We start from the raw sequence: 25,496 nt of genomic DNA, 5'->3' as shown, positions 1-25,496 counted from the left end.
AATATTTTCATGTTATTTTTGAAGTAATTCGGAAATTTCTACTTTATATAATGGGGTGAGGTAAGGTTGAAAAAAATAGGTGTTTTAACAAGTGGAGGAGATTCTCCTGGTATGAATGCTGCTGTTCGTGCAGTAGTTCGTAAAGCAATTTTTCACGATATTGAGGTATATGGAATCTATCACGGATACACTGGATTAATTGAAGGTAAAATTGAAAAATTAGAACTTGGCTCTGTAGGTGATATTATTCATCGTGGAGGAACAAAATTATATTCTGCTAGATGTCCGGAATTTAAAACGGTAGAAGGGCAGAAAAAAGGTATTGAGCAACTGAAGAAACATGGAATTGAAGGTTTGGTCGTTATTGGTGGAGATGGATCTTATATGGGAGCTAAAAAGCTTACTGAACACGGATTCCCATGTGTTGGTGTGCCTGGAACAATTGATAACGATATTCCTGGAACAGATTTTACAATTGGATTTGATACTGCTTTAAATACAGTTATTGATGCAATTGATAAAATTCGTGATACGGCAACATCTCATGAACGTACATATGTAATTGAAGTTATGGGAAGACATGCTGGTGATATTGCTCTTTGGTCAGGCTTAGCTGGTGGGGCAGAAACCATTTTAATACCTGAAGCTGATTATGACATGGACCAAGTTGTATCTCGCTTAAAACGAGGACATGAGCGCGGTAAAAAACATAGTATCATTATTGTTGCAGAAGGTGTTGGCAGTGGGGTTGATTTCGCGAAAAAAATTCAAGAAACTACTTCATTTGAAACACGCGTTTCAGTATTAGGACATGTTCAGCGTGGAGGTTCTCCAACTGCATTTGACCGTGTATTGGCAAGCAGACTTGGTGCATTTGCTGTTGAATTACTATTAGAAGGTAAAGGTGGACGTTGTGTTGGTATCCAGAAAAATGAACTAGTTCACCACGATATTCTTGAAATTCTTGATCAGCCTCATGCAATTGATGAAAACATGTATAGATTATCAAAAGAGTTATCTATATAAAAACCTGGTGGTATCGTTTCCATAAAAACATGACTTCTTAAGTCAATAAATAACCATACAAACAATGAATAGAGGATTAGGCTGTTACAGATTGTCTCATCCTTTATTCGCCAAATAGTAGGAGGAAAACAATATGCGTAAAACAAAGATTGTATGTACGATTGGACCAGCTAGTGAAGCAATTGATAAATTATCTGAATTGATGCAAGCTGGTATGAATGTAGCTCGACTAAACTTTTCCCATGGGGATTTTGAAGAACACGGTGCAAGAATTAAGAATATTAGAGAAGCTTCAGAAAAATTAAATAAAAATGTTGCGATTTTATTGGATACCAAAGGTCCTGAGATTCGTACAAATACAATGGAAAACGGTGCTATTGAACTTATCGCTGGAAATGAAATTATCGTTTCTATGGAAGAAGTTGTAGGTACAACAGATAAATTCTCTGTAACGTATGAAGGACTAATTGATGACGTACATACTGGCTCAACTATTTTACTTGATGATGGTCTTATTGAACTTGAGGTTCTTAGTTTAGATCATGCAAAAGGTGAAATTAAAACATTAATCAAAAACAGTGGTACATTGAAAAATAAAAAAGGTGTTAACGTACCAGGTGTTAGTGTTAAGCTACCAGGGATCACTGAAAAAGATGCTAGAGACATCGTATTTGGAATTGAGCAAGATGTTGACTTTATTGCTGCTTCATTTGTTCGTCGTGCTTCAGATGTTCTTGAAATTCGTGAATTACTTGAAGAGCATAATGCAAGTCATATTCAAATCATTCCTAAGATCGAGAATCAAGAGGGTGTTGACAACATCGACGAAATTTTAGAAGTTTCAGATGGTTTAATGGTAGCCCGCGGAGATTTAGGTGTTGAAATTCCAGCTGAGGAAGTGCCATTAGTTCAAAAAGAGTTAATTCGTAAATGTAATGCGCTAGGTAAACCTGTTATTACAGCAACTCAAATGCTTGACAGTATGCAACGTAATCCAAGACCAACACGTGCAGAAGCAAGTGATGTAGCAAATGCTATTTTTGATGGTACGGATGCAATCATGCTTTCTGGTGAAACAGCTGCGGGTTCTTATCCGGTGGAAGCGGTTCAAACAATGCATAATATTGCATCAAGAGCGGAACAAGCTTTAGATTATAAACAAATTCTTTCAAAACGAAGTGCAGAAGTAGGAACAACGATTACAGATGCAATTGGACAATCTACTGCTCATACGGCATTAAATTTAGGTGTATCTGCTATTGTGACTCCAACTGAAAGTGGTCACACAGCTAGAATGATCTCTAAATATCGTCCAAAGGCACCAATTATTGCTGTAACGGTTTCAGATTCAATTTCCCGCAAGTTAGCATTAGTTTGGGGAGTTTATCCAAGAAGTGGAAACCACTCAACTTCAACAGATGAAATGTTAGACTCGTCTATATTGCAAGCAATTAACAGTGGTTTAGTTACACACGGTGACTTAATTGTTATTACAGCTGGTGTTCCTGTTGGTGAGTCTGGAACGACAAACTTAATGAAAGTGCATGTTATTGGTAACGTACTTGCAAAGGGACAAGGAATTGGAAGAAAAACTTCTTTTGGTAAAGTTGTTGTGGCAAGTACAGCTAAAGATGCTCAAGAAAAAATGACAGACGGTGCAATTCTTGTAGCACAAAGCACAGATCGTGATATGATGGAAGCACTTGAAAAAGCTTCAGCCTTAATTACTGAAGAAGGCGGTCTAACAAGCCATGCTGCAGTAGTGGGCTTAAGCCTTGGAATTCCTGTTATTGTAGGAGTAGCAGATGCAACAACTATTTTGAATGATGGTCAGGATATTACAGTTGATGCCGTAAGAGGTGTAATCTATCAAGGGCATGCAAGCGTTCTTTAATATGTAAAGAAAATATATAGAAAAGAGAAGGGTACTTTCCTTCTCTTTTTTACTATAAACGAATATCATATAGTAAAGAGAGTTTTCTAAGAAGTTGATGTGAGAAGAGGTGAAAGTGTGCGCTTACTGATGCTGCTAATCATCGTTATTCCGGCTTTGGAAATTGGATTATTCATCCTTTCTGGTAAGACAATTGGGACAGTTTCAACTATTTTAATTATTATTTTGACAGGAGTAATTGGTGCTTGGCTTGCAAAAAAACAAGGATTAGAGGCAATGCGTAATGCTCAGCAGCAAATGCAATACGGCCAAATTCCGGGAAATGCAATAATAGATGGGTTATGTATCTTAATTGGAGGCCTATTGCTACTAACTCCAGGATTTATTACCGATACGGTTGGTTTTTTACTATTGATTCCTTTAACAAGGAACAAAATAAAACCTCTGCTTCAAGCGGTGATTAGAAAAATGATCGACAAAAATCAATTTACGATTATAAGATGACAATATAGGTACTGATTTGTAATAAAAAATAGGGACAGTTCCCAATAAAAACAACAGGGACTGCCCAACTTTTTTATTTTGTGTTGTTGCCCACAATAAACTTCCACAAATCTCCATACACTCCAGCACTCTTCAATGTTTTTAAAACGACCAGTGCAACAGGTCCAACTATCAACCCTAAAAACCCTATAATTTTATAGCCGATAAAAAGAGCAACAAGTGTAGCAAGAGGATCTAAACCTATACTTGAAGAAAGGACTTTCGGTTCCATGATTTGCCGCTGTACCAAGACGATTAAATAGAGAATGCCAAGTCCAATTGCTAGAGGTACACCATCACTAAAAGAAAGGTATACAATCCACGGGACGAAGATTAACCCGGTACCTAGATACGGGAGAATATCAACTAATCCAATTAAAAGGGCAATAGTTATGGCATAGTCAACTCGTAAGACTAATAAACCAATTAAGACAATGGCTGTTGTAATAGAAATTAAAGTTGCCTGTGCGCGAATAAAACCTATTAATGCTTTTTTTAATTCCTCAAAAATAGTTCTTCCACTTGATTTTGCTTTTTTAGGGATAAAAACAGCAACGGCAGACTTAAATTTATACCAATCTTTACTGATGAAAAATGTGGCTAATAATGAAAAAATGATAACAGTAGCAGTGTTAGGAAGCCAACTAATGATAACAGGGATGTTTTCTAAAAAGCTTTTAATGAAGTTTCCTACACTTGATGCAACTTGCTCGCCAATATTCTGGATATTTGCAATAATAGATTGTTGCTGATTTATTTCAAGAGTATTAAAGAAATAAGTTAATTGATTATAGAAGGGCATAATTTTTGTAAGGAAGAATGTTTCAATGTAAAGAGCAAATAAATCTAAGTGACCTGGAATGACTTTGGCTAAATAAGTCGTACCTGCAACAATTTCAGCAACTAAAAGAATAAGAATACCTGCAATCATACAAATTAAGAGCATTATAGAGATGATAACCGCAAATCCTCTTGGGATTCTAAAAACTCGTTCTATACCATTTACAATAGGATTAATAAGCATACTAATTAAAATCGCAATAATAAATGGATAAGTTAATGTTGCGAGATAATAACTAATGGATATACCTAGAAAGATGATGGCCAGAATTAACAAAGCCCTTAAAACGCCATTTACGTATTGCAAATTCACTCCTGCAATCCCCCCATATGCTAAACTCTTCTATGGGCCATATGAAAATTGGCTAGCAATATATTGGAGCACATAGATTTTTTATAGTTATATTCATGTTTATTACATATAGAGCTTGTTTATACTTTATTTTTTATGCCAAGCCCACAGAAAAACAAAGAGCTGAAAGAGTGAAAAAAGTCATTTATTTTTTGGAGGTTTTTTATCGTGTTTAGTCAATCAACTTTATTTTTAATTATCCTCTTGGCTATTGGATTTATAGCTAAAAATCAATCATTATTGTTTGCGGTAGGATGCTTACTTCTAATAAAAATACTAGGATTAGAATCTAAGTTATTACCTACGATAGGCTCTAAGGGAATTAATTGGGGAGTAACGATTATCACAATCGCTGTTTTAGTTCCAATTGCAACAGGAGAAATTGGGTTTAAGCAATTACTTGATGCTTTAAAATCATCATATGCTTGGATAGCTTTAGGCGCAGGGATAGCTGTTGCCCTAATTGCTAAAAATGGTCTTACCTTACTTGCGGAGGATCCACATATCACAACAGCTTTAGTTTTTGGTACAATTCTCGCGGTTACGCTTTTTAACGGTGTTGCAGTAGGACCTTTAATCGGTGCAGGAATCGCTTATATCGCGATGCAAATTGTGAAGCTTTTTAGTTAAGAAAATAGAGAAAACGGTTTAATAAATCCTAAAAAACCTATACACTAATATAACAAATTTATGTTATGTTATTAATAGCGTTATAGTTTCTTATGAAGAAATCCTTAAAAAAACATTTTTCTAACAAATTTTTAACTATTAAAGTGGTTTTCATTCACAAAAGTCAGATAATTGTTTATAATAGGATTAGCTTCAAAAATAATGCCTGCAAGAAATGGGATAGTTTGCTTTTTAGCAAACTAATTATACTATCAATTCAACTCTTGTTAACCAGATAGTATAAAATAAGTCACATGTAACTACATATGTGATGTTTTTTCAAAATAATAAAAAATGTAAGCATTTTCTTTTTCGGTGCTTACATGTGAGCAAGCGCTCAATCGTCTAGAAGTTTAAAAGGAAGCATTTAAATACACGAATTCTTGATAGAAGGAACAATCATTATGACTTTTCATATATGGTTTGGAATATATTTTGCAAAAATTTCCTTGTATAAGGGATACCATTAATAGTTAAGTCAATAATATTTCTTGTGTGTAAATCTTTTAAACTTTAGGATGAAACAAAAGGGGAATAAAAGGTAAAGGAGAGGTTTTAAATGACAGCAACAAAAGGTCTTGAAGGAATCGTTGCAACTACTTCATCAGTCAGCTCAATCATCGATGATACTTTAACGTATGTGGGCTACAATATTGATGATTTAGCTGAGAATGCTAGCTTTGAAGAAGTGGTTTATTTATTATGGCACAGAAAACTTCCAAATTCAGAACAACTAGCAGAAATTAAAAAACAACTTGCTGAAAATGCAAAAATTCCACAGCAAGTGATTGAAAACTTCAAATCATATCCTATCGATAAAGTTCACCCAATGGCTGCTCTTCGTACTGCTGTTTCTTTACTTGGTTTATTTGATGAGGAAGCTGATGTGATGGATCCAGAAGCAAACTACAGAAAAGCAATTCGCCTGCAGGCACAGTTGCCTATCGTTGTGACGACTTTTGCAAGAATCCGCAAAGGCTTAGATCCGATCGAACCTAGAACAGATCTTTCTATGGCTGCTAACTTCTTATATACACTTTCTGGGAAAGAACCAGATCAAATCGCAATTGAAGCTTTTAACAAAGCTTTAGTATTACATGCGGATCACGAGCTCAATGCATCTACATTTACAGCTCGAGTATGTGTTGCGACTTTATCAGATGTATATTCTGGAGTAACAGCCGCAATCGGAGCATTAAAAGGTCCTCTTCATGGAGGTGCGAATGAAGCAGTAATGAAAATGCTCTCTGAAATAGGAGAAGTAGAAAATGTTGAGAGCTATATCAATGAGAAATTAGCTAATAAAGAAAAAATTATGGGCTTTGGTCACCGCGTTTATCGTCAGGGAGATCCAAGAGCGAAGCACTTGAAGAAAATGTCTGAAAAATTAACAAAACTAACTGGTGAGCCAAAATGGTATGAAATGTCAACTAAAGTAGAAGAGTTGGTTACTTCTAAAAAGCCATTGCCGCCAAACGTAGATTTTTATTCAGCTTCTGTTTATCATAGCTTAGGTATTGATCATGACTTATTCACACCTATTTTTGCTGTAAGTCGTGTATCAGGTTGGTTAGCACATATTTTAGAACAATATGAGAATAACCGTTTAATCAGACCTAGAGCAGAATATGTTGGACCTGATAAACAAGCATATATTCCAATGGATCAACGTGGATAAGTAAACAAAGGATATAAGTAGAATCCCTGATTCCGAAGCATTTCCTCTTAAAAAGGAGGGGTGCTATATGGAATCGGTACCTACTTATCATAAATAATAGGGAATCTTTTATTTCCAAAAATAAGAGTCCTATACTTTAAGATGTTTATATCTATTGATAGAATAGATATGAATTAAACTACATAATCTGGGAGGTAATTTTCTTGACACAAGGTGAAAAAATTTCTGTAACAAATGGTGTTTTAAACGTACCAAATAATCCTGTTATTCCATTTATCGAAGGTGATGGAATTGGACCAGATATCTGGGCTTCTGCATCACGCGTATTAGAAGCAGCTGTTGAAAAAGCATACAATGGAGAAAAACAAATTGTTTGGAAAGAAGTTTTAGCAGGAGAAAAAGCATTCAACCAAACAGGTGAATGGTTACCAGCTGAAACATTAGATGTTATCCGCGAGTACCTAATTGCGATTAAAGGGCCGTTAACAACACCAATTGGTGGAGGAATTCGTTCTTTAAACGTTGCTCTTCGTCAAGAACTGGATTTATTCACTTGCTTACGTCCTGTACGTTATTTCCAAGGTGTACCATCACCTGTTAAACGTCCGGAAGATACAGATATGGTCATCTTCCGTGAAAACACAGAAGATATCTATGCTGGTATTGAATATGCTAAAGGTTCTGAAGAAGTAGAAAAGCTAATTAACTTCTTAAAAAATGAAATGGGTGTAAACAAAATTCGTTTCCCTGAAACTTCCGGAATCGGTATTAAGCCTGTTTCACAAGAAGGAACTAGCCGATTAGTAAGAGCAGCAATCAACTACGCAATCGAGCATGGCCGCAAATCTGTAACACTAGTTCACAAAGGTAACATTATGAAATTCACTGAAGGTGCATTTAAAAACTGGGGTTACGAGCTTGCTGAAAAAGAATTCGGTGATAAAGTATTCACTTGGGCTGAATATGACCGCATTGTAGAAAATGAAGGTAAAGATGCTGCAAATAAAGCACAAGCTGATGCAGAAGCTGCAGGGAAAATTATTATTAAAGATTCAATTGCAGATATCTTCTTACAACAAATCTTAACACGTCCGCGTGAATTTGATGTTGTTGCAACAATGAACCTAAACGGTGACTATATTTCTGACGCTCTTGCTGCACAAGTTGGTGGAATCGGTATTGCACCAGGTGCAAACATTAACTATGAAACAGGTCACGCGATCTTTGAAGCTACTCATGGTACAGCTCCAAAATATGCTGGTCTTGATAAAGTTAACCCATCTTCTGTACTTCTTTCAGGGGTACTTATGCTTGAGCATTTAGGATGGACAGAAGCAGCACAGTTAGTTATGACTTCTGTTGAAAAGACAATTGCTTCAAAAGTTGTAACATATGACTTTGCACGTTTAATGGAAGGTGCAACTGAAGTAAAATGTTCTGAGTTTGGTGATGAATTAATTAAGAATATGGGCTAATACTTAAGGTTGATGCTTATCTAAAAATGACGGGGGTTTGCTGTTGTGAAGGAAGGTTAGAATGGTTACATTTTAAATTTCAATCACATAAGCAGCCCTTTTTCCAAACCTATACATATTAAGGGGATGTTAGATATGGCAATTAAACGTAAAAAAGTATCTGTGATCGGTGGGGGCTTCACTGGGGCTACGACAGCATTATTATTAGGTCAAAAAGAACTTTCCGATGTAGTGTTAGTTGATATTCCTCAAATGGAAAACCCAACAAAAGGGAAAGCTTTGGATATGCTTGAAGCTAGTCCAGTCCAAGGATTTGATGCAAATATTATCGGTACATCAAACTATGAAGATACCGCTAATTCAGACATTGTTGTGATCACTGCAGGTATTGCCAGGAAACCAGGAATGAGCCGTGATGATCTTGTCTCAACAAATGCTGGTATTATGAAATCTGTGACAAAGGAAATTGTAAAATACTCTCCTGACTGTACGATCATTGTATTAACAAATCCTGTTGATGCTATGACATATACAGTTTATAAAGAATCCGGGTTTCCTAAGCATCGGGTAATTGGACAATCAGGTGTTCTTGATACAGCTCGTTTCCGTACGTTTGTTGCCCAAGAGCTAAACCTTTCTGTGAAAGATATAACAGGATTCGTTTTAGGGGGACATGGTGATGATATGGTTCCTTTAGTACGTTATTCCTATGCTGGCGGGATTCCATTAGAAACACTAATTCCTAAAGATCGTTTAGACGCTATTGTAGAGAGAACAAGAAAAGGTGGCGGAGAAATAGTAAATCTTTTAGGAAATGGTAGTGCTTATTATGCTCCAGCTGCTTCATTAGTAGAAATGGTAGAAGCGATTCTGAAAGATCAACGTCGAGTCCTTCCTTCAATTGTTTATCTAGAAGGTGAATATGGGTTTAATGGAATTTATCTAGGTGTTCCAACTGTCTTAGGAGGAAATGGCCTGGAGCAAATTATTGAACTTGAACTTACAGAAGAGGAAAAAGCGGCTCTTAAGAAATCAGCTGATTCTGTACAAAATGTAATGAAGATTCTTTCGTGACGAATAGAAATAAAAGAAAGTTGGGGATTTACCTCAATTTTCTTTTTTATACAGTATAAATAGGTCTTTTCTTTGTAAGAAAATTAAGGCTGTTTTCGCTAAGATTGTTGCTTATGAATATTTATATATTTCTATAGTGGAATGGAGCGGAAGACAATCGACTCCTGCGGGAAGTAGAGGAAAGGCTGAGACCCCGCAAGCGAAGCTGAGGAGGCTCAGCTTCCTCCCCGCGGAAAGCGATTGTCTGAAGCGCAATGGAACGAACTAATTACTAAACTTTACTACGATAAAAAACAACAAAGTATGTGAAAACAGCCAAAATTAAATGATATAAACTTAAAATTCACTGACAATTTCTAAGCTTTTCCTTATAAAAATTGATGAGGTGGTGCAAATATGCTTCTTGGAAAGAAACGGAAGCTTGGCAGACATATTGAAGAAATAACAGTTGGGGAAAAACTTTCATTAACAGAGAAGATTGAAGACAAGGACCTTCTCCTTTATTTAGGGTTAACAAATGACGCAAATCCTCTGTATATACAACATGATTATGCTTCTCAAACACCTTACGAAAAGCCTGTTGTTCCTAGTATCATGCTCACAGGGATTATTACTTCAGCGATTTCGAAGTATCTACCAGGGCCTGGAAGTCATATTACCAAACAGGAGATTTCATTTCTTCGGCCATTGCATCATTATAGTGTTATTCAATTTCTGTTTGAAGTAAGTGAAGTGTTTCTTTCAGAAAACAAGATCATTATTCGTGTTCGAGCAGAAAATAATGAAGGTGATACTGTCCTTGAAGGAAAAGTAACAGTTTGTCCTCCTTGTAAAATAACACCAATTGAAGGAAAAGCATTAGAGAATTTTTAGAATAAGTTATAATTAAGCTGACTCATCATGGGTCAGCTTTTTAACAATTACAAAACTCCATTTTAAAAGATATTTTACTCATATTTAAACGAATAGTTGCTCTTTCTCCATACTATTCGCTAGAATAGAACTACAAACAATAGAGAGATAGAGTAATAATATGGAATGATTGGTTCTAATGAAGGGAAATTATATCCTTGGAGGCAATGTGAATGAGTAAGAAAATATTAGTAGTAGATGATGAGCAATCAATATCAACCCTATTAAAATATAACCTTGAACAAGCTGGTTATCATGTATTAACAGCGATGGATGGGGAAGAAGGGTTACACTTATGTATAAATGAAGAACCTGATTTAATGGTTTTAGATTTAATGTTACCCAAAATGGATGGAATAGAGGTTTGTAAACAGCTTCGTCAGCGAAAACTTATGGTTCCTATTCTTATGCTTACTGCTAAGGATGATGAATTTGATAAAGTGTTAGGCTTAGAATTAGGTGCAGATGATTATATGACCAAGCCTTTTAGTCCAAGAGAGGTTGTAGCGAGGATAAAAGCTATCTTAAGAAGAAGTCATTCACATCCTGAGCCGGAATCAAAGGAGATTGAGGACGCAAATCAGGTATTAATAGCAGATTTACGAGTCTTGCCTGATCACTATGAGGCTTATTATGGAAAGGAACGTCTAGATTTAACACCTAAAGAATTCGAGTTACTTGTGTATTTAGCTAAGCATAAAGGGCGTGTTCTAACAAGAGATCAACTACTTAGTGCAGTTTGGAATTATGATTTTGCAGGCGACACTAGAATTGTTGATGTTCACATTAGCCATTTGCGTGAAAAAATAGAAAGAAATACGAAAAAGCCATTATATATAAAAACAATAAGAGGATTAGGTTATAAACTTGAGGAGCCAAAGATGAATGAGTAGGTTCCGCTCACGATTTTTATTTGCTCTCATCACATTGATTGTATCGGTATTGGTAGGTTTAGGTTTATTGTTAGGCCAAATCTTTAATAGTTATTACCTTAATTCATTTAAAGAGGAAATGATGAGAGAAGCAGAGCTTACACAATCTATTGTGACAAATAAAGATTTAACAGATCAAGAGATTAAACAACTTCTTGATGAGTTAGGTAAGAACTACAAATCCCACGTAACAGTTATTTCAAATCAAAATAAAATTATTTATGAAGCAGGAATGTTAAAAGAAAGTCATGACCATCAACATTTAATGGAGAACATCTATCCGGTCATGAAAAATAAGAAAAAAGGATATTATCATACAGACCAGGCACATGGTGTTGCTTATTATGGATTTCCAGTAAAAGAAGGGGCAAATAGTGAGGGAGTCATTCTCGTTAGTTCATCAGTAGATTCATTAACAAAAGTGAATCATCAGTTTTGGCTAATACTTATAGCCAGTTTAGGAATTGCTTTTATTATTATTTTACTAATAGGTGTGCGTATTACCTCACAATTTACTCGTCCGATTGAATCAGCTACAAAGGTCGCTATGGAGTTAGCAAAAGGAAATTATAAGGCTCGCACATATGAAGACCATCTAGATGAAACAGGCATGCTGAGTCAGTCAATTAATATATTGGCAAGAAATCTTCAAGACATGACAAGGGCACAAGAAATGCAACAGGACCGACTTCAAACTCTTATTGAAAACATGGGGAGCGGACTCATTTTAATTGATGGTAGAGGGTATATAAATTTAGTAAATAGAGCATATAAGGAACTTTTTGAGGTAGACTCAGCAAGTTTTCTTTATCATCTGTACCATGATGCTTTTGAACACCAAGAAATCATTGATACTGTGGAAGAAATTTTTATGACAGAAGTGAAAGTCCGGAAACAATTACATCTCCCGATTAAGATAGAGAGAAGACATTTTGAAGTATATGGTGCACCAATTATCGGTACGAATGATGAATGGAAAGGAATAGTTCTTGTTTTTCACGATATTACCGAATTAAAAAAATTGGAGCAAATGCGAAAGGATTTTGTCGCAAATGTTTCCCACGAGTTAAAAACTCCTATTACTTCTATTAAGGGATTTAGTGAAACATTATTAGATGGGGCTCTTAGTGATAAACAAACGGCTGAGTATTTCCTTTCGATCATATTGAAAGAGAGTGACCGACTTCAAACGTTAATACAAGATTTATTGGATTTATCGAAAGTAGAACAGCAAGGCTTTCAACTCTCTATTCAACCGTGCGATTTAAGAGAAATATTGGAAGACATTACGGTTATACTTGAGGGTAAGGCGAAAGAAAAGAAAATTAAATTAAACGTGACTCTACCCGATAATTTAACTTATATAGAAGGCGATATTTATCGATTAAAACAAATCTTTATTAATTTAATTAACAATGCCCTAACATATACACCACAAGGTGGAGTTGTTGATGTAATCGTTGAAAAACATGATGATTACGCACAAGTAACAGTGTCTGATACAGGAATAGGGATAAAGAAAGAAGAAATACCGAGGATTTTTGAACGATTTTATCGTGTTGACAGGGCAAGGAGCCGAAATTCTGGAGGTACTGGATTAGGTTTAGCTATTGTTAAACATTTAGTTGAGGCACATAAGGGACAAATTAGTGTAGAAAGTGAGGTTGGCCAAGGTACGACCTTTACCTTAAAATTATATAAAAAAATAGAAAATCTCCACTAATTTAAAGAAATTAGGCATTTTTTCGACAGACTTTACAATTAATTTACATCAAATTTAATATTGCTTAATAAAAGGTTGGTATTATACTAAGTGAAAACCCCTTCATCCAAGGAGCCAATCTTTTGGGCGTAAGTCATGTACTTACGTCCCTTTTTTTATTTTCTTCAATGGTTCCTACTACTCCCTAATGATAAAACCTTACTTTTATGACAAATACTCCTGAATTTGAAATCTTTGAAACTTTCTTGAAATGTAAACGTATATAAAGTATCACAACAGAATAGATAAACATAAGAAAGGTAGGGGGATACATGTTAAGTTTAAAAAGGATTTTTTCCATTAGTGGTTTTGCCTTATTAATTATTTTATTAGCAATTGTTGCATTTACTTCATGGTATACCGTTGATGAATCAGAACAAGCTGTGATGATTACACTTGGTGAAGTTGAAGAAGGTATTAGCGAGCCGGGTTTACACTTTAAATATCCTTGGCCAATTCAGTCTGTTGAGGTTCTTTCAAAGGAAACATTCAGTCTTCAGTTTGGCTATAAAGAAACTCAAGATGGAGAAGTAGAGGATTTCCCAAAAGAAACCAAAATGATTACAGGTGACGAAAACATCGTATTAGCAGATATGGTTGTTCAATGGAAAATAACTGACCCGGGAAAATACCTATTTAATGCAGAAAATCCAACAGAAATGCTCGAGGATGCTACTTCTGCAAGTTTGAGAAGTATTATAGGCAGCTCAACAATAGATGATGCCTTAACATCTGGTAAGGTAGAAATTGAAAAGCAGGTTCAAGAATTATTAACTAATTTAGTCGAAAATTATGATATAGGTATTACGATTTTAGCTGTTAAATTACAAGATGTTGATTTGCCAAATGAAGAAGTAAGAAAAGCATTTACGAATGTAACGGATGCTCGTGAAACAATGAATACAAGGAAGAATGAAGCAGATAAGTACCGTAACAAACGAACTGAAGAAGCGCAGGGGGAGAAGGCTGCCATTATGTCTTCGGCTCAGGGAGATAAAGCGGCTCGCATAGAAGAGGCCCGCGGTGATGTAGCTCAGTTTAATGCTATCTATAATGAATATGTGAATGCAAAAGAAATTACACAAAAACGTTTAGTTTTAGAAACCATCGATCAAGTCCTGCCAAATGCTGAAATTTATATAATGGAGGATGATGGTAATACAATGAAGTATTTGCCGATTAAAGATGGAGCAGCAGCTAAACCTGTAGAAACAGAATCAACTGAAAAGGAAGGAAGTGAAAGTAATGGACAATGATAACGTAGTAAGCATGGAAGAGAAAAAGCCTGCCTTCTCGTTTAAGGGATATCTACGTGCAGGAATCATATTTCTAATTATTATTGCGATATTTGTCATTCTCCTAACAAACCTATTCATTGTGAAAGAAAATGAATATAAAGTTGTTCGCCAATTCGGGGAAGTTGTCCGTATTATTGAGGAGCCGGGCTTACACTTTAAAATTCCTTTTATTCAATCTGTCACAACACTTCCTAAATACCAAATGACATATGATGTGGAAGAAGCTGAAATTAATACCAAGGACAAAAAACGTCTAATCATTGATAATTACACAGTTTGGAGAATAGATGATCCTAAGAAAATGATCGCGAATGCAAGATCTATCGTAAATGCTGAAACAAAAATGGCGGAGTATGTGTTCTCAACCGTCCGTTCTGAATTAGGGCAATTAAATTACGATGAGATCATCAATGATGAAAAGTCATCAAGAGGCAGTCTAAATGATAAAGTAACAGAAATTGTAAATAATTTACTTGAAGAAGGTAACTATGGAATTGCTGTAACAGATGTTCGCATGAAAAGAACCGATCTGCCTTCAGAAAATGAAGAGTCTGTATTTACAAGGATGATTTCAGAGCGTGAATCAACAGCGCAAGGTTATTTATCAAAAGGAGATGCAGAAAAGAACAGTATTATTGCTGAAACAGATCGAGAAGTAAAAGAAATGCTTGCAAAGGCAGAGGCTGATGCTGAGGTTATTCGAAGTGAAGGTGAAAAAGAAGCTGCAAAAATTTATAATACTGCTTACTCAAAAGACCCTGCATTTTATGAAATGTATCGTACACTACAATCCTATAAACAAACCATTGATGAAGAAACAGTCATCATTATTCCATTTAGTTCACCATATGCAAGCTTGCTAAAGGGAGAACAATAACCATCTAAAAAGAACCCTATTTTCCTTTCTATTTGTAGTCATGATAAAATAGAAGTGGAAAACCGGGGTTTTTTAAATATGCAAAGAGTTATACGATAGAAATTCGTTTTAAATAGAGGAGGATAACGATTGACTAAAAAGCTTGTATTAATTGATGGAAATAGTATTGCTTACCGTGCTTTTTTTGCTTTACCATTACTAAACAATGATAAAGGTGTACATACGAATGCAATTTACGGTTTTACAATGATTTTAATGAAGATATTAGAGGATGAAAAACCAACACATATGCTGGTTGCATTTGATGCAGGGAAAACAACGTTTAGACACAAAACCTTCCAAGAATATAAGGGAGGAAGACAAAAGACTCCACCTGAATTATCAGAGCAATTTCCGTTCATTCGAGAGTTGTTGGATGCTTACCAAGTATCTCGGTATGAATTGGAAAATTACGAAGCAGATGATATTATCGGAACATTGTCTAGACAAGCTGAGAAGGATGGCTATGAAGTTAAGGTTATTTCAGGAGATAAAGATTTAACGCAACTAGTAACGGACAAAATAACTGTAGATATTACAAAAAAAGGTATTACAGATGTTGATTCTTACACGCCGGATTTTGTCCAAGAGAAGTATGGTCTAACTCCAGAGCAAATTATAGATATGAAGGGATTAATGGGTGATACATCTGATAATATTCCCGGAGTTCCAGGTGTAGGTGAAAAAACGGCAATTAAACTTTTAACAGAATTCAATACATTAGAAAATGTATTGGCGTCTATTGAAAAAGTAGGTGGGAAAAAGCTTAAAGAAAAACTGGAGGAAAACAGGGAACAAGCGATAATGAGTAAAAAGCTCGCTACAATAGATTGTGAGGCACCGCTGACTATAGCATTGGATGAAGTTCATTATGAGGGATTTGATTCTAAAAAGGTTACAGAGCTGTTCAAGGAACTAGGCTTTAATTCATTGTTGGATAAACTGGGGACCGAAGCTGCAGAAGAAGAAATAGAAGATATAAGCTTTGAAGTCGTCAGTGAGTTCTCACAGGAAATATTAACAGATGAAGCTACTTTTTACGCAGAAGTATTGGAGGATAGCTATCATCAAGCTGATATAAACGGCTTTTCCATCATAAATCAACATGGTCATTACTACATACCTGCCGACATTGCTCTGAATTCAAGTCAATTCAAGGAATGGGCTGAAGATGAAACCAAGCTGAAAACAGTTTACGATGGAAAGAAGACAACCGTAGCTCTTAGTTGGAAGGGAATTTCATTAAAAGGGATAAACTTTGATGTATTAATTGCTGCGTATATATTGAACCCATCTGCTACCTATGAGGATGTGGCAAGTGTCTCTAAAGCACATGGTGTATCAGTCGTTCAGCATGACGAGGTTGTATATGGAAAAGGAGCAAAGCGTTCAGTTCCAGCAAGCGATAAGTTAGGAGAACATCTTGTTCGAAAAGGACTAGCTATATCTGATATAAAGGAAAAGCTCATTAATCAGTTAGAAGATAACGATCAGTCTGCCCTATTATATGATTTAGAGATGCCATTGTCATTCATACTTGCTGAAATGGAAGCAACTGGTATTAAAGTTGATGTTGATCGATTAAAAGAAATGGGGAAAAATCTTACTGAGCAGTTAAAAACATTAGAAGAAAGCATCTATGCACATGCAGGAGAGTCATTTAATATTAATTCACCAAAACAGCTTGGTGTGATTTTATTTGATAAATTAAATCTTCCTGTTGTGAAGAAAACCAAGACAGGTTATTCCACTTCTGCAGATGTATTAGAAAAGCTTGAGGATAAACATGAGATTGTAAAGGATATACTCCACTATCGCCAACTCGGAAAATTACAATCTACATATATTGAAGGATTGTTAAAGGTTGTTCACTCTGATACACAAAAAATACACACAAGATTTAATCAAGTGTTAACAACAACGGGTAGACTCAGCTCAATTGACCCGAATTTACAAAACATTCCAATTCGATTAGAAGAAGGGAAAAAAATACGTCAGGCATTTGTTCCATCTAAAAAGGATTGGGTCATTTTTGCAGCTGATTACTCACAAATTGAGCTGAGGGTACTAGCACATATTGCAAATGATGAAAATTTAGTAGACGCATTCCAAAATGATTTGGATATTCATACAAAAACAGCAATGGATGTTTTTCATGTATCAGAGGATGAAGTCACATCAAATATGAGAAGACAAGCTAAAGCAGTAAACTTTGGTATCGTATATGGAATTAGTGATTTTGGACTATCACAAAGTCTAGGTATTACCCGTAAGGAAGCAGGGGAATTCATTAAACGTTATTTGGAAACATTCGTAGGAGTTCAAGAATACATGGAAGATATTGTGGCGGATGCAAGAGATAAAGGATTTGTAAAAACAATACTTCAAAGAAGAAGATATCTTCCTGAAATCACAAGCCGTAATTTTAATCTTCGCAGCTTTGCAGAGCGAACAGCAATGAATACACCTATTCAAGGTAGTGCAGCAGATATAATTAAGAAAGCCATGATTGATATGGCTGAAAGATTAAAGGAAGAAAAGCTGCAAACGAAATTATTGTTACAGGTGCATGATGAGTTGATATTTGAAGCTCCAAAAGAGGAAGTAGCTATTCTTGAAAAAATTGTTCCGGAGGTAATGGAAAACGCAGTCGAGTTAATAGTACCTCTAAGAGTAGATTATTCTTATGGGAACTCATGGTATGATGCGAAATAACCCTAGTGTAAAAAGGATGTGAATACATGCCCGAATTACCAGAGGTTGAAACAGTACGAAGAACACTGATTCAACTTGTAAAAGGTAAAAAAATAAAAAAGGTTTCCATTCTTTGGCCTAAAATGATTAAAAAGCCGGAAGAAGTTGAACAGTTTAGGGATGCATTAGCAGGTCAGTCTATTCTTGATGTGAATCGTAGAGGAAAATTTTTAAAATTTATTTTGGACGACTATGTTCTGGTATCTCATTTAAGAATGGAAGGAAGATATGGCTTATATCAGCCTAAAGATGAAGTCGAAAAGCATACACATGTGTTGTTTACATTTACGGATAACACAGAGCTTAGATACCGGGATGTAAGGAAATTTGGTACAATGCATTTATTCAAAAAAGGAGAAGAGGAGCAAAGTCCTCCTCTTTCTCAATTAGGTCCCGAACCTTTTTCTTCACAATTTACGAAAGAATATCTTAAAGAACGATTAGCGAAAACATCTCGGAAAATCAAAACTGCTTTACTTGATCAGTCAGTTGTTGTAGGACTTGGCAATATTTATGTGGATGAAGCCTTATTTCGAGCGGGAATAAACCCTGAACGTACAGCTGGACAATTATCGAATCAAGAATATGAACGATTGCATAAAGAAATTATTCAAACTCTTGATGAAGCAGTTGCGCAAGGTGGAAGCACTATCCGATCATACGTAAACACACAAGGTGAAATTGGGATGTTCCAACTACAATTATACGTATATGGCCGGACGAATGAACCTTGTAAAAATTGCGGTCAAATTTTAACCAAAACGGTTGTCGGTGGACGTGGGACACATTTTTGTTCAAAATGCCAAAAGTAAAAAAAGGGTAAAGACATCAACAGGTGATCTTTACCTTTTTTCGGTAATTCTAAAAAGTGATTAGAGTACATAAGGTAGCCATGTTCAAAAAACGATTCTTCTTTAACATTCTCTGGGCGTTGATCATAGACTATGTTAGCAATTAGAAGGAAGGGGCTAGACCTATATGTTTCAATACATGTCACTTTTGTTATTAGCATTTGCAGTTAGTTTAGATAGTTTTTCAGTTGGTTTTACTTACGGAATGAGGAAAATGAGAATACCATTAAAGTCCATTTTTATAATTGCTTGCTGTTCAGCAGGAACAATGCTTGGAGCGATGTTTCTTGGCGAAATATTAACGAAGATATTCCCGATCTATATAACGGAAAAGCTAGGTGGATTTATTTTAATGCTTATTGGAGCATGGGTTTTATACCAGTTTTTTCGGCCATCTAAAGAAAGTGGAGTGGAAGAAGAAGTTGAGAAAACCATTATTAATTTTGAAATTAAAACTTTTGGAATTGTGATAAACATACTTAGAAAGCCGATGACTGCAGATATAGACAAATCTGGAACAATCACTGGAGTTGAAGCATTTCTACTTGGATTGGCTTTATCTTTAGATGCATTTGGAGCTGGGATCGGTGCTGCATTATTGGGCTATTCACCAATTATTATGAGTGTTTTAGTAGCGTGTATGAGCTCTCTCTTTGTTTGGATAGGAATAAAATCGGGCCATATTTTTGCAAGATTTTCATGGGTGGATAAATTCTCTTGCCTTCCTGGGATTATTCTCATTATGATAGGGATATGGAAATTATAAGCAATGGAGGCTAAAGGCTGTGACAGTTGTCATTGGACTAACAGGTGGAATAGCAAGTGGAAAAAGTACAGTATCAAATATGATTAAAGAAATGGGCATAACAGTTGTTGATGCAGATCAAATTTCCAGGGATGTCGTCGAAATAGGGAGACCAGCGTATAACCAAATAATTGACGTTTTTGGTGCAGACATTCTACAGGAAGACCAAACTCTGGATCGTGGGAAGTTAGGTGCTTTGATTTTTAGTGATCAAAAAAAAAGAGAGCAGCTAAATAAGATTGTTCACCCGGAAGTTAGGAAAGAAATGCTTCATCAAGTAGAAGAAGAAAAAAAGCAGGGTTCAAAGCTGGTTGTCTTAGATATTCCTTTATTATTTGAAAGCAAGCTTACCTATATGGTTGATAAGACAATCCTTGTGTATGTGGACGAAGAAACTCAGCTTGAGAGGTTAATGCAACGAAACAACTACACGAATGACGAAGCGAAACTCCGTATTCAATCTCAACACCCTTTAAAGGATAAAAGAAAACTTGCTGATGAAATTATTGATAATAACGGTTCTGTAGAAGATACTCAAATCCAGCTGGAAGCTGTGTTAAAAAAATGGATTTAAGAAAAGAGGCTATATTAGTCTCTTTTTTTTTGCGTGCGACGGGCAGTCGTACCTTGTGCAGATATCTGCACTGAATGAGCTGTTAAAGGTTGGAGTAAGTTATTTCGATAACAACTGCTCCCGAATCCTGGAAGACTCATTTTCTCGAAGGTGAAAGTCCTTCCACTAGGGTGCTGATACAACTAGTGAAGACTAATCTATGGCATGGTCGTGAGGCTTTGTCTGATGGAGATGCGGTAAATCGAGAGAACCGCAGTCGGATGTGCAGACCCAAATGCAATAAGTGTGAAGCACGGCGGCAGGATAAGTTGGCGACCATCCGCAAATAATGGGAAGTCTACAATAATTGTAATGGCAGGTCAGAGAAATCAGCCGATCTGTCGTAGCTTATTCGGTGATGGTGCTGGGTATGTACAGAAGGAAAGTACGATAACCCCGTGAGATCTCTATCTCACCATAAGGGCAAGGCTTTATAAGGATAATCCGAAATGAGCCTTGTGGATAGAGAAGTCAGACGTTCTCATAGTACGGAAGTAGGTGATTGACTAAACAATCATCGAACGGAAGGGGAATGACCTTGTGGCTCTACACAACTAAAAGTGTGTAATGTCAACAGTAAACGATACTTCGGTATAAACGAACTGAAAGTACACATTGAAAGGTGTCGAATAAGAATGAATCAGACTTTGAAATTAAAATGGCATAGTGTCTATGGGCAAATTCTCTTTGATCGAAAGATCAAAACAGCTTGGGAGAATGTAAAAGTGAATAAGGGTGCAGGAGGAATAGATGAAGAAACGCTTGAAAGTTATGAGAAGAATCTAGAGGAGAACCTTGAAAATCTACTCATGAAACTAAGAGCGAAAGATTACGTACCCTCACCAGTGCGACGTGTTTATATTCCAAAAAAGAATGGGAAGAAACGCCCACTAGGTATCCCAACCATTGAAGATCGTATTGTTCAACAAGCATTACGTAATGTACTAGAACCTAAGTTTGAAAAGGACATTTTCCATAAATGGTCTTGTGGCTATCGTCCCAATGTGGGGGCGAAGCGTGTACTACAATTGATTATGTGGAATATCGAAAATGGCTACAACTATATTTATGATTGTGACATTAAAGGATTCTTTGACAATATTCCCCACAAGAAGCTATTGAAAGTGTTAAACAAGTACATTGCGGATGGAACCGTCCTTGATATGATTTGGAAATGGCTAAAAGCAGGATATATGGAAGAAGGTAAATACCATCAGGTAGATTCTGGAACACCGCAAGGTGGAGTGATCTCGCCTTTACTCGCCAATATCTATTTAAATGAATTGGATTGGACTCTTGACCAACATGGGATAAAGTTCGTCCGCTACGCGGACGATTTCTTACTCTTTGCCAAGAGCAAGGAGGAAATAAAGAAGGCTGAAGAAGTTACAAAGGAAGTATTAAAAGAACTTGGGTTAGAAATCTCTGTGGAGAAGACTAAAATCGTTGATTTTAATAATGATGACTTTGACTTCCTGGGCTTTACTTTTGAGCATTGGAGAAAACGTAAGAAAGATGGGAAACCGTATTACATTACGAAACCTAAAGAGGAAACATGGAGTGACTTTCGCATTAAAATTAAACAACGAACAAGAAAGACTTTAACCTTAAGTAAAGAAAAGTGGCTTGAGAGAGTGAACTCTGTGATTCGAGGGAAAGTTAATTTCTATTTAACGATTTGGAAAGCAGTAGAAGAATTCAAAGAACATGGGCATAAACTAAACTGTTATTTCAATGTTTTTAAGAATGAACTACTCGCAATGGATTCTTACGTTCGAAGAAGGTTGAGAGTGGCCATGATTCATGACCACCCAAGCCAACGCAAGGGGTATGCCATGAATACGAAGTGGAACATAGAATATTTCACTAAGATTGGACTAGTACCTGCGTTTCAGTTGTATTATGGAAAGCAATTTGGTCATACATTGGATGACTACATTCAATACATGAAAGAAAAGCAAAAGAAGAAACAACAAAAGCAAATTCAAAGAGCAAAGGAACGCGGGGAGGAATATTACACTCCTGAACGCGTTCGTAAAATGAACTATGCCAAGCGACTAGCAACATACTGATTAATTCAAACACATTGGTAAGCCGTATGTCTTAATAGGACACGTACGGTTTGATGAGGGGGTAGCCTTGAAAGAGGTTACCCTACTCTATTGCTACCGCAAAATTGTACCTTGAATACTATTTAAACAATAAAAAATTTAATAATGTTTTAAGAAAAATAGGCTACATAAGGACAAAGAGATGATCCTTATTCACTTTAAATGTGTTATACTATTATTAGAAAATGTTAAAATAGTGTAACACATATGTTGGTGGAGAGGAGAATTTTTATGGTTTCAAATATTGCGATTAATGGATTTGGAAGAATAGGTAGAATGGTCTTTCGTCGTGCAATCTCAGAAGGGTTAAATATAATGGCTATTAATGCAAGCTATCCAGCAAACACACTAGCTCATTTAATTAAATATGATACAAATCATGGAGCTTTTGCCGGTGAAGTTATTGCAATGGATGATCATCTCATTGTAAATGGACGAAAGGTCCTATTGTTGGATGAAAGGAACCCTGAGGAACTTCCATGGAAGGAGTTAAATATAGATATCGTCATTGAAGCAACAGGTAAATTTAATGATAAAGAAAAAGCAATGCTACACATAAATGCCGGAGCAAAAAAAGTTTTATTAACAGCTCCAGGAAAAAATGAAGATATTACAATTGTCATGGGGGTTAATGACCATGAATATAATGCGAAGCAGCATACTATTATTTCAAATGCTTCATGTACGACAAATTGTCTAGCCCCCGTCATCAAGGTACTTGATGAGGAGTTTACAGTGAAAAATGGTCTTATGACAACAGTTCATGCATACACGAATGACCAAAGAAATATTGACAATCCACATAAAGATTTAAGAAGAGCAAGGGCATGCGGTCAGTCTATTATTCCAACTACCACTGGAGCTGCAAAGGCTTTGGAGCTTGTATTGCCTCAAATGAAAGGGAAACTTCTTGGTATGGCACTAAGAGTTCCAACACCAAATGTTTCACTCGTTGACTTGGTTGTTGATGTTGAAAAAGCTGTTACGTTAGAAGAGATTAATCAAGCTTTTTTATCAGCATCACAAGCATCACTAAAAGGAATCTTGGATTATTCTACAGAGCCTTTAGTATCAATTGATTATAATACAAACCCTTATTCTGCAATCATCGATAGCTTGTCGACCATTGTTATCGATCAACATAAAGTAAAGGTACTTGCGTGGTATGATAATGAATGGGGATATTCCTGCAGAGTGGTTGATTTGGCAAAAATGGTAGAAAAGAGTATGTCACAATTATTAGGTGTATGAGGATTTAACGGATATTTAAGCTTCTTCCGGAAAAAGTAATAAATGTATCATCATGTTGGATAAACCCCTTAACTTAGATGTAGGAAATATTTTTTCGAAAAGTGTGTTGCAAAACATATACAAACAAAGTATACTATTTTTCGTGAACTTCTTATCAAAGCCAAGGTGTTAAGGCTACTTAAAGGGTTAGGACCTCTCTGGACTAACTTTCCCCCGTGGTAGTACATATACCATTAGCGAAGAATTCATGTTAAAAAATAGTTAAAGGGGGATCCATGAATATGGAAACAATGGGTAGACACGTAATCTCAGAATTATGGGGATGCGATTTTGATAAGTTAAATGATATGGATTACATTGAAAAAACATTTGTAAATGCAGCGTTAAAGTCAGGTGCAGAAATAAGAGAGGTTGCTTTCCACAAATTTGCTCCACAAGGAGTTAGTGGAGTTGTTATCATCTCCGAGTCTCATTTAACTATTCATAGTTTTCCGGAGCATGGTTATGCAAGTATTGATGTTTACACTTGTGGTGATTTAGATCCGAATATTGCTGCAGACCATATTGCAGAGTCTTTAGGTGCACAAACTCGTGAAAACATTGAAATTCCAAGAGGTATGGGACCTGTACAGGTAAAACAAAAGGAAGCAAAAGCTCTTTAATTTGAAACAAAACATTCAGAGGTGTAGATTATTTAATCTGCACCTCTTTTTATTATCGGAAAATTTCAGTATGATAGTAATAGAATATCTTTTCATACATAAAGGGAAAATAATAAATTATAAAGGGGAATGCTATAATGAGTTTTGTGAACAAATTAAAGGATTTTTTTAGCACGCATCAAGAAACAAGAGAAAAACATTATAATCCAGACTTACAAAGCCATTATTATAAGACAACAAATAAAAAAGCACTTCAGTCAGTAAAGGAATTAATTGAACAAACCCCTGGAATGACAGTGACCTCAGTTTCAGAAGAACGTGGTGAAATGAGTGTGAACATTGATCGCCCCAGAAAGGCATTCTTAATCGTAACAGTTGTTTCTGTTCGTCCTTTTGAAACAGCGGTTGATCTCACTGTGACGACAAATACTGTGCTGCCGACTGACCTCGGCTACAGTAAAAAAATCATTCTTGATTTATATAAGAAGCTTGATCAAAAAGAAACATTTGTTGGAACTGGAAAAAGTGGAAGATAAAGAGCTGGGTCATAAACCTAAATATGACGTTAAGAAGGAGTTGGTCATATGAAATGTCCTTCGTGTCAACATAATGGGACAAGGGTATTGGATTCAAGACCTGTAGATGAAGGCAGATCGATACGCAGACGCCGGGAGTGTGAAGAGTGCCAATATCGATTTACAACATTTGAAAAAGTCGAAGAATTTCCTCTGATTGTAGTGAAGAAAGAAGGCACAAGGGAAGAATTTAGTCGAGAGAAAATTTTAAGAGGACTAATAAAAGCATGTGAAAAGAGACCGGTACCTTTGCAAAAGCTTGAGGACATAGTTCACGAAATTGAGAAAGAACTTAGAAATCAAGGTGTTTCTGAGGTGAATAGTGAATTAGTCGGCGAAATGGTGATGGATAGGCTCGCTAGAATTGATGAAGTGGCATATGTTCGATTTGCATCAGTCTACAGACAGTTTAAAGATATAAATGTATTTATTGAAGAATTAACAGATCTTATTAAGAAAGTAAGATAAGTGATGAAAGAGCTAATGGAGAGAGATCCTTCAGC

Annotated in this window: 22 protein-coding genes; 21 read left to right on the top strand and 1 reads right to left on the bottom strand. The window is 35.9% G+C overall.

Annotated features, from left to right (window positions below; all coding sequences use genetic code 11):
- Positions 1-66: 66 nt before the first annotated feature.
- From pfkA to HWV59_RS20425, 3 genes are all read left to right on the top strand, one after another.
- A complete protein-coding gene (pfkA, locus tag HWV59_RS20435; RefSeq protein ID WP_175639893.1) occupies positions 67-1,026 on the top strand; it encodes a 6-phosphofructokinase in 960 nt (319 codons plus the stop codon).
- Between the two features lie 133 nt (positions 1,027-1,159).
- Positions 1,160-2,920: a pyruvate kinase gene (gene pyk, locus HWV59_RS20430; RefSeq protein WP_102230702.1), complete on the top strand. Its 1,761-nt coding sequence runs from the start codon at positions 1,160-1,162 to the stop codon at positions 2,918-2,920.
- A 117-nt stretch (positions 2,921-3,037) separates the two neighbouring features.
- Positions 3,038-3,424 (top strand): FxsA family protein, encoded by a 387-nt coding sequence (locus tag HWV59_RS20425; RefSeq protein WP_102230703.1) that lies wholly within the window; start codon positions 3,038-3,040, stop codon positions 3,422-3,424.
- Positions 3,425-3,497: 73 nt separating this feature from the next.
- Here HWV59_RS20425 and ytvI read toward each other — a convergent pair whose 3' ends face one another.
- On the bottom strand, positions 3,498-4,616 hold the full coding sequence (ytvI, locus tag HWV59_RS20420) for a sporulation integral membrane protein YtvI (protein ID WP_175639892.1): 1,119 nt from the start codon (positions 4,614-4,616) through the stop codon (positions 3,498-3,500).
- Positions 4,617-4,823: 207 nt separating this feature from the next.
- Here ytvI and HWV59_RS20415 point away from each other — a divergent pair, with 207 nt between their 5' ends.
- The 18 genes from HWV59_RS20415 (at position 4,824) to nrdR (ending at position 25,461) form a co-directional block, all read left to right on the top strand.
- Positions 4,824-5,285, top strand: a complete 462-nt coding sequence (locus tag HWV59_RS20415) for a DUF441 domain-containing protein (protein ID WP_102230705.1) — start codon at positions 4,824-4,826, stop codon at positions 5,283-5,285.
- Between the two features lie 598 nt (positions 5,286-5,883).
- The gene (gene citZ / locus HWV59_RS20410) at positions 5,884-7,002 is read left to right on the top strand and encodes a citrate synthase (protein ID WP_175639891.1); all 1,119 of its coding nucleotides are present in this window, start codon (positions 5,884-5,886) and stop codon (positions 7,000-7,002) included.
- Between the two features lie 203 nt (positions 7,003-7,205).
- Positions 7,206-8,477 (top strand): NADP-dependent isocitrate dehydrogenase, encoded by a 1,272-nt coding sequence (icd, locus tag HWV59_RS20405; protein WP_102230707.1) that lies wholly within the window; start codon positions 7,206-7,208, stop codon positions 8,475-8,477.
- A gap of 135 nt (positions 8,478-8,612) precedes the next feature.
- Positions 8,613-9,551: a malate dehydrogenase gene (mdh, locus tag HWV59_RS20400; protein ID WP_175639890.1), complete on the top strand. Its 939-nt coding sequence runs from the start codon at positions 8,613-8,615 to the stop codon at positions 9,549-9,551.
- 396 nt (positions 9,552-9,947) lie between these two features.
- On the top strand, positions 9,948-10,424 hold the full coding sequence (locus HWV59_RS20395; RefSeq protein ID WP_175639889.1) for a hotdog family protein: 477 nt from the start codon (positions 9,948-9,950) through the stop codon (positions 10,422-10,424).
- A gap of 212 nt (positions 10,425-10,636) precedes the next feature.
- Entirely contained in the window at positions 10,637-11,356 is a 720-nt protein-coding gene (locus HWV59_RS20390; RefSeq protein ID WP_175639888.1) for a response regulator transcription factor, read from the top strand.
- On the top strand, positions 11,349-13,118 hold the full coding sequence (pnpS, locus tag HWV59_RS20385; protein WP_175639887.1) for a two-component system histidine kinase PnpS: 1,770 nt from the start codon (positions 11,349-11,351) through the stop codon (positions 13,116-13,118). Before HWV59_RS20390 ends, pnpS begins: the two co-directional genes overlap by 8 nt.
- Positions 13,119-13,429: 311 nt before the next feature.
- A complete protein-coding gene (gene hflK, locus HWV59_RS20380; protein ID WP_102230712.1) occupies positions 13,430-14,413 on the top strand; it encodes an FtsH protease activity modulator HflK in 984 nt (327 codons plus the stop codon).
- Entirely contained in the window at positions 14,403-15,332 is a 930-nt protein-coding gene (hflC, locus tag HWV59_RS20375) for a protease modulator HflC (protein ID WP_102230713.1), read from the top strand. Before hflK ends, hflC begins: the two co-directional genes overlap by 11 nt.
- Positions 15,333-15,461: 129 nt before the next feature.
- The gene (gene polA, locus HWV59_RS20370; protein ID WP_175639886.1) at positions 15,462-18,086 is read left to right on the top strand and encodes a DNA polymerase I; all 2,625 of its coding nucleotides are present in this window, start codon (positions 15,462-15,464) and stop codon (positions 18,084-18,086) included.
- A gap of 26 nt (positions 18,087-18,112) precedes the next feature.
- Positions 18,113-18,937 (top strand): DNA-formamidopyrimidine glycosylase, encoded by an 825-nt coding sequence (gene mutM, locus HWV59_RS20365; RefSeq protein ID WP_175639885.1) that lies wholly within the window; start codon positions 18,113-18,115, stop codon positions 18,935-18,937.
- Between the two features lie 166 nt (positions 18,938-19,103).
- Positions 19,104-19,742, top strand: coding sequence for a sporulation membrane protein YtaF (gene ytaF, locus HWV59_RS20360; protein ID WP_102230716.1), 639 nt, complete (start codon positions 19,104-19,106; stop codon positions 19,740-19,742).
- A 19-nt stretch (positions 19,743-19,761) separates the two neighbouring features.
- Complete coding sequence (gene coaE, locus HWV59_RS20355) at positions 19,762-20,355, top strand: dephospho-CoA kinase (RefSeq protein WP_175639884.1); 594 nt, start codon at positions 19,762-19,764, stop codon at positions 20,353-20,355.
- A gap of 674 nt (positions 20,356-21,029) precedes the next feature.
- The gene (ltrA, locus tag HWV59_RS20350) at positions 21,030-22,466 is read left to right on the top strand and encodes a group II intron reverse transcriptase/maturase (protein WP_175639689.1); all 1,437 of its coding nucleotides are present in this window, start codon (positions 21,030-21,032) and stop codon (positions 22,464-22,466) included.
- A gap of 270 nt (positions 22,467-22,736) precedes the next feature.
- Complete coding sequence (locus HWV59_RS20345; protein ID WP_175639883.1) at positions 22,737-23,756, top strand: glyceraldehyde-3-phosphate dehydrogenase; 1,020 nt, start codon at positions 22,737-22,739, stop codon at positions 23,754-23,756.
- A gap of 281 nt (positions 23,757-24,037) precedes the next feature.
- Positions 24,038-24,418 (top strand): adenosylmethionine decarboxylase, encoded by a 381-nt coding sequence (gene speD, locus HWV59_RS20340; protein WP_102230719.1) that lies wholly within the window; start codon positions 24,038-24,040, stop codon positions 24,416-24,418.
- Positions 24,419-24,555: 137 nt separating this feature from the next.
- The gene (locus HWV59_RS20335) at positions 24,556-24,954 is read left to right on the top strand and encodes a cytosolic protein (RefSeq protein ID WP_102230720.1); all 399 of its coding nucleotides are present in this window, start codon (positions 24,556-24,558) and stop codon (positions 24,952-24,954) included.
- A 48-nt stretch (positions 24,955-25,002) separates the two neighbouring features.
- Positions 25,003-25,461, top strand: a complete 459-nt coding sequence (nrdR, locus tag HWV59_RS20330; RefSeq protein ID WP_026560848.1) for a transcriptional regulator NrdR — start codon at positions 25,003-25,005, stop codon at positions 25,459-25,461.
- Positions 25,462-25,496: the final 35 nt, after the last annotated feature.

Origin of the sequence: Metabacillus schmidteae (assembly GCF_903166545.1) — a bacterium.
GTDB lineage: Bacteria > Bacillota > Bacilli > Bacillales > Bacillaceae > Metabacillus > Metabacillus schmidteae.
The sequence above is the reverse complement of the archived record's forward strand: the minus strand, read 5'-3'. Positions and strand labels throughout refer to the sequence as shown.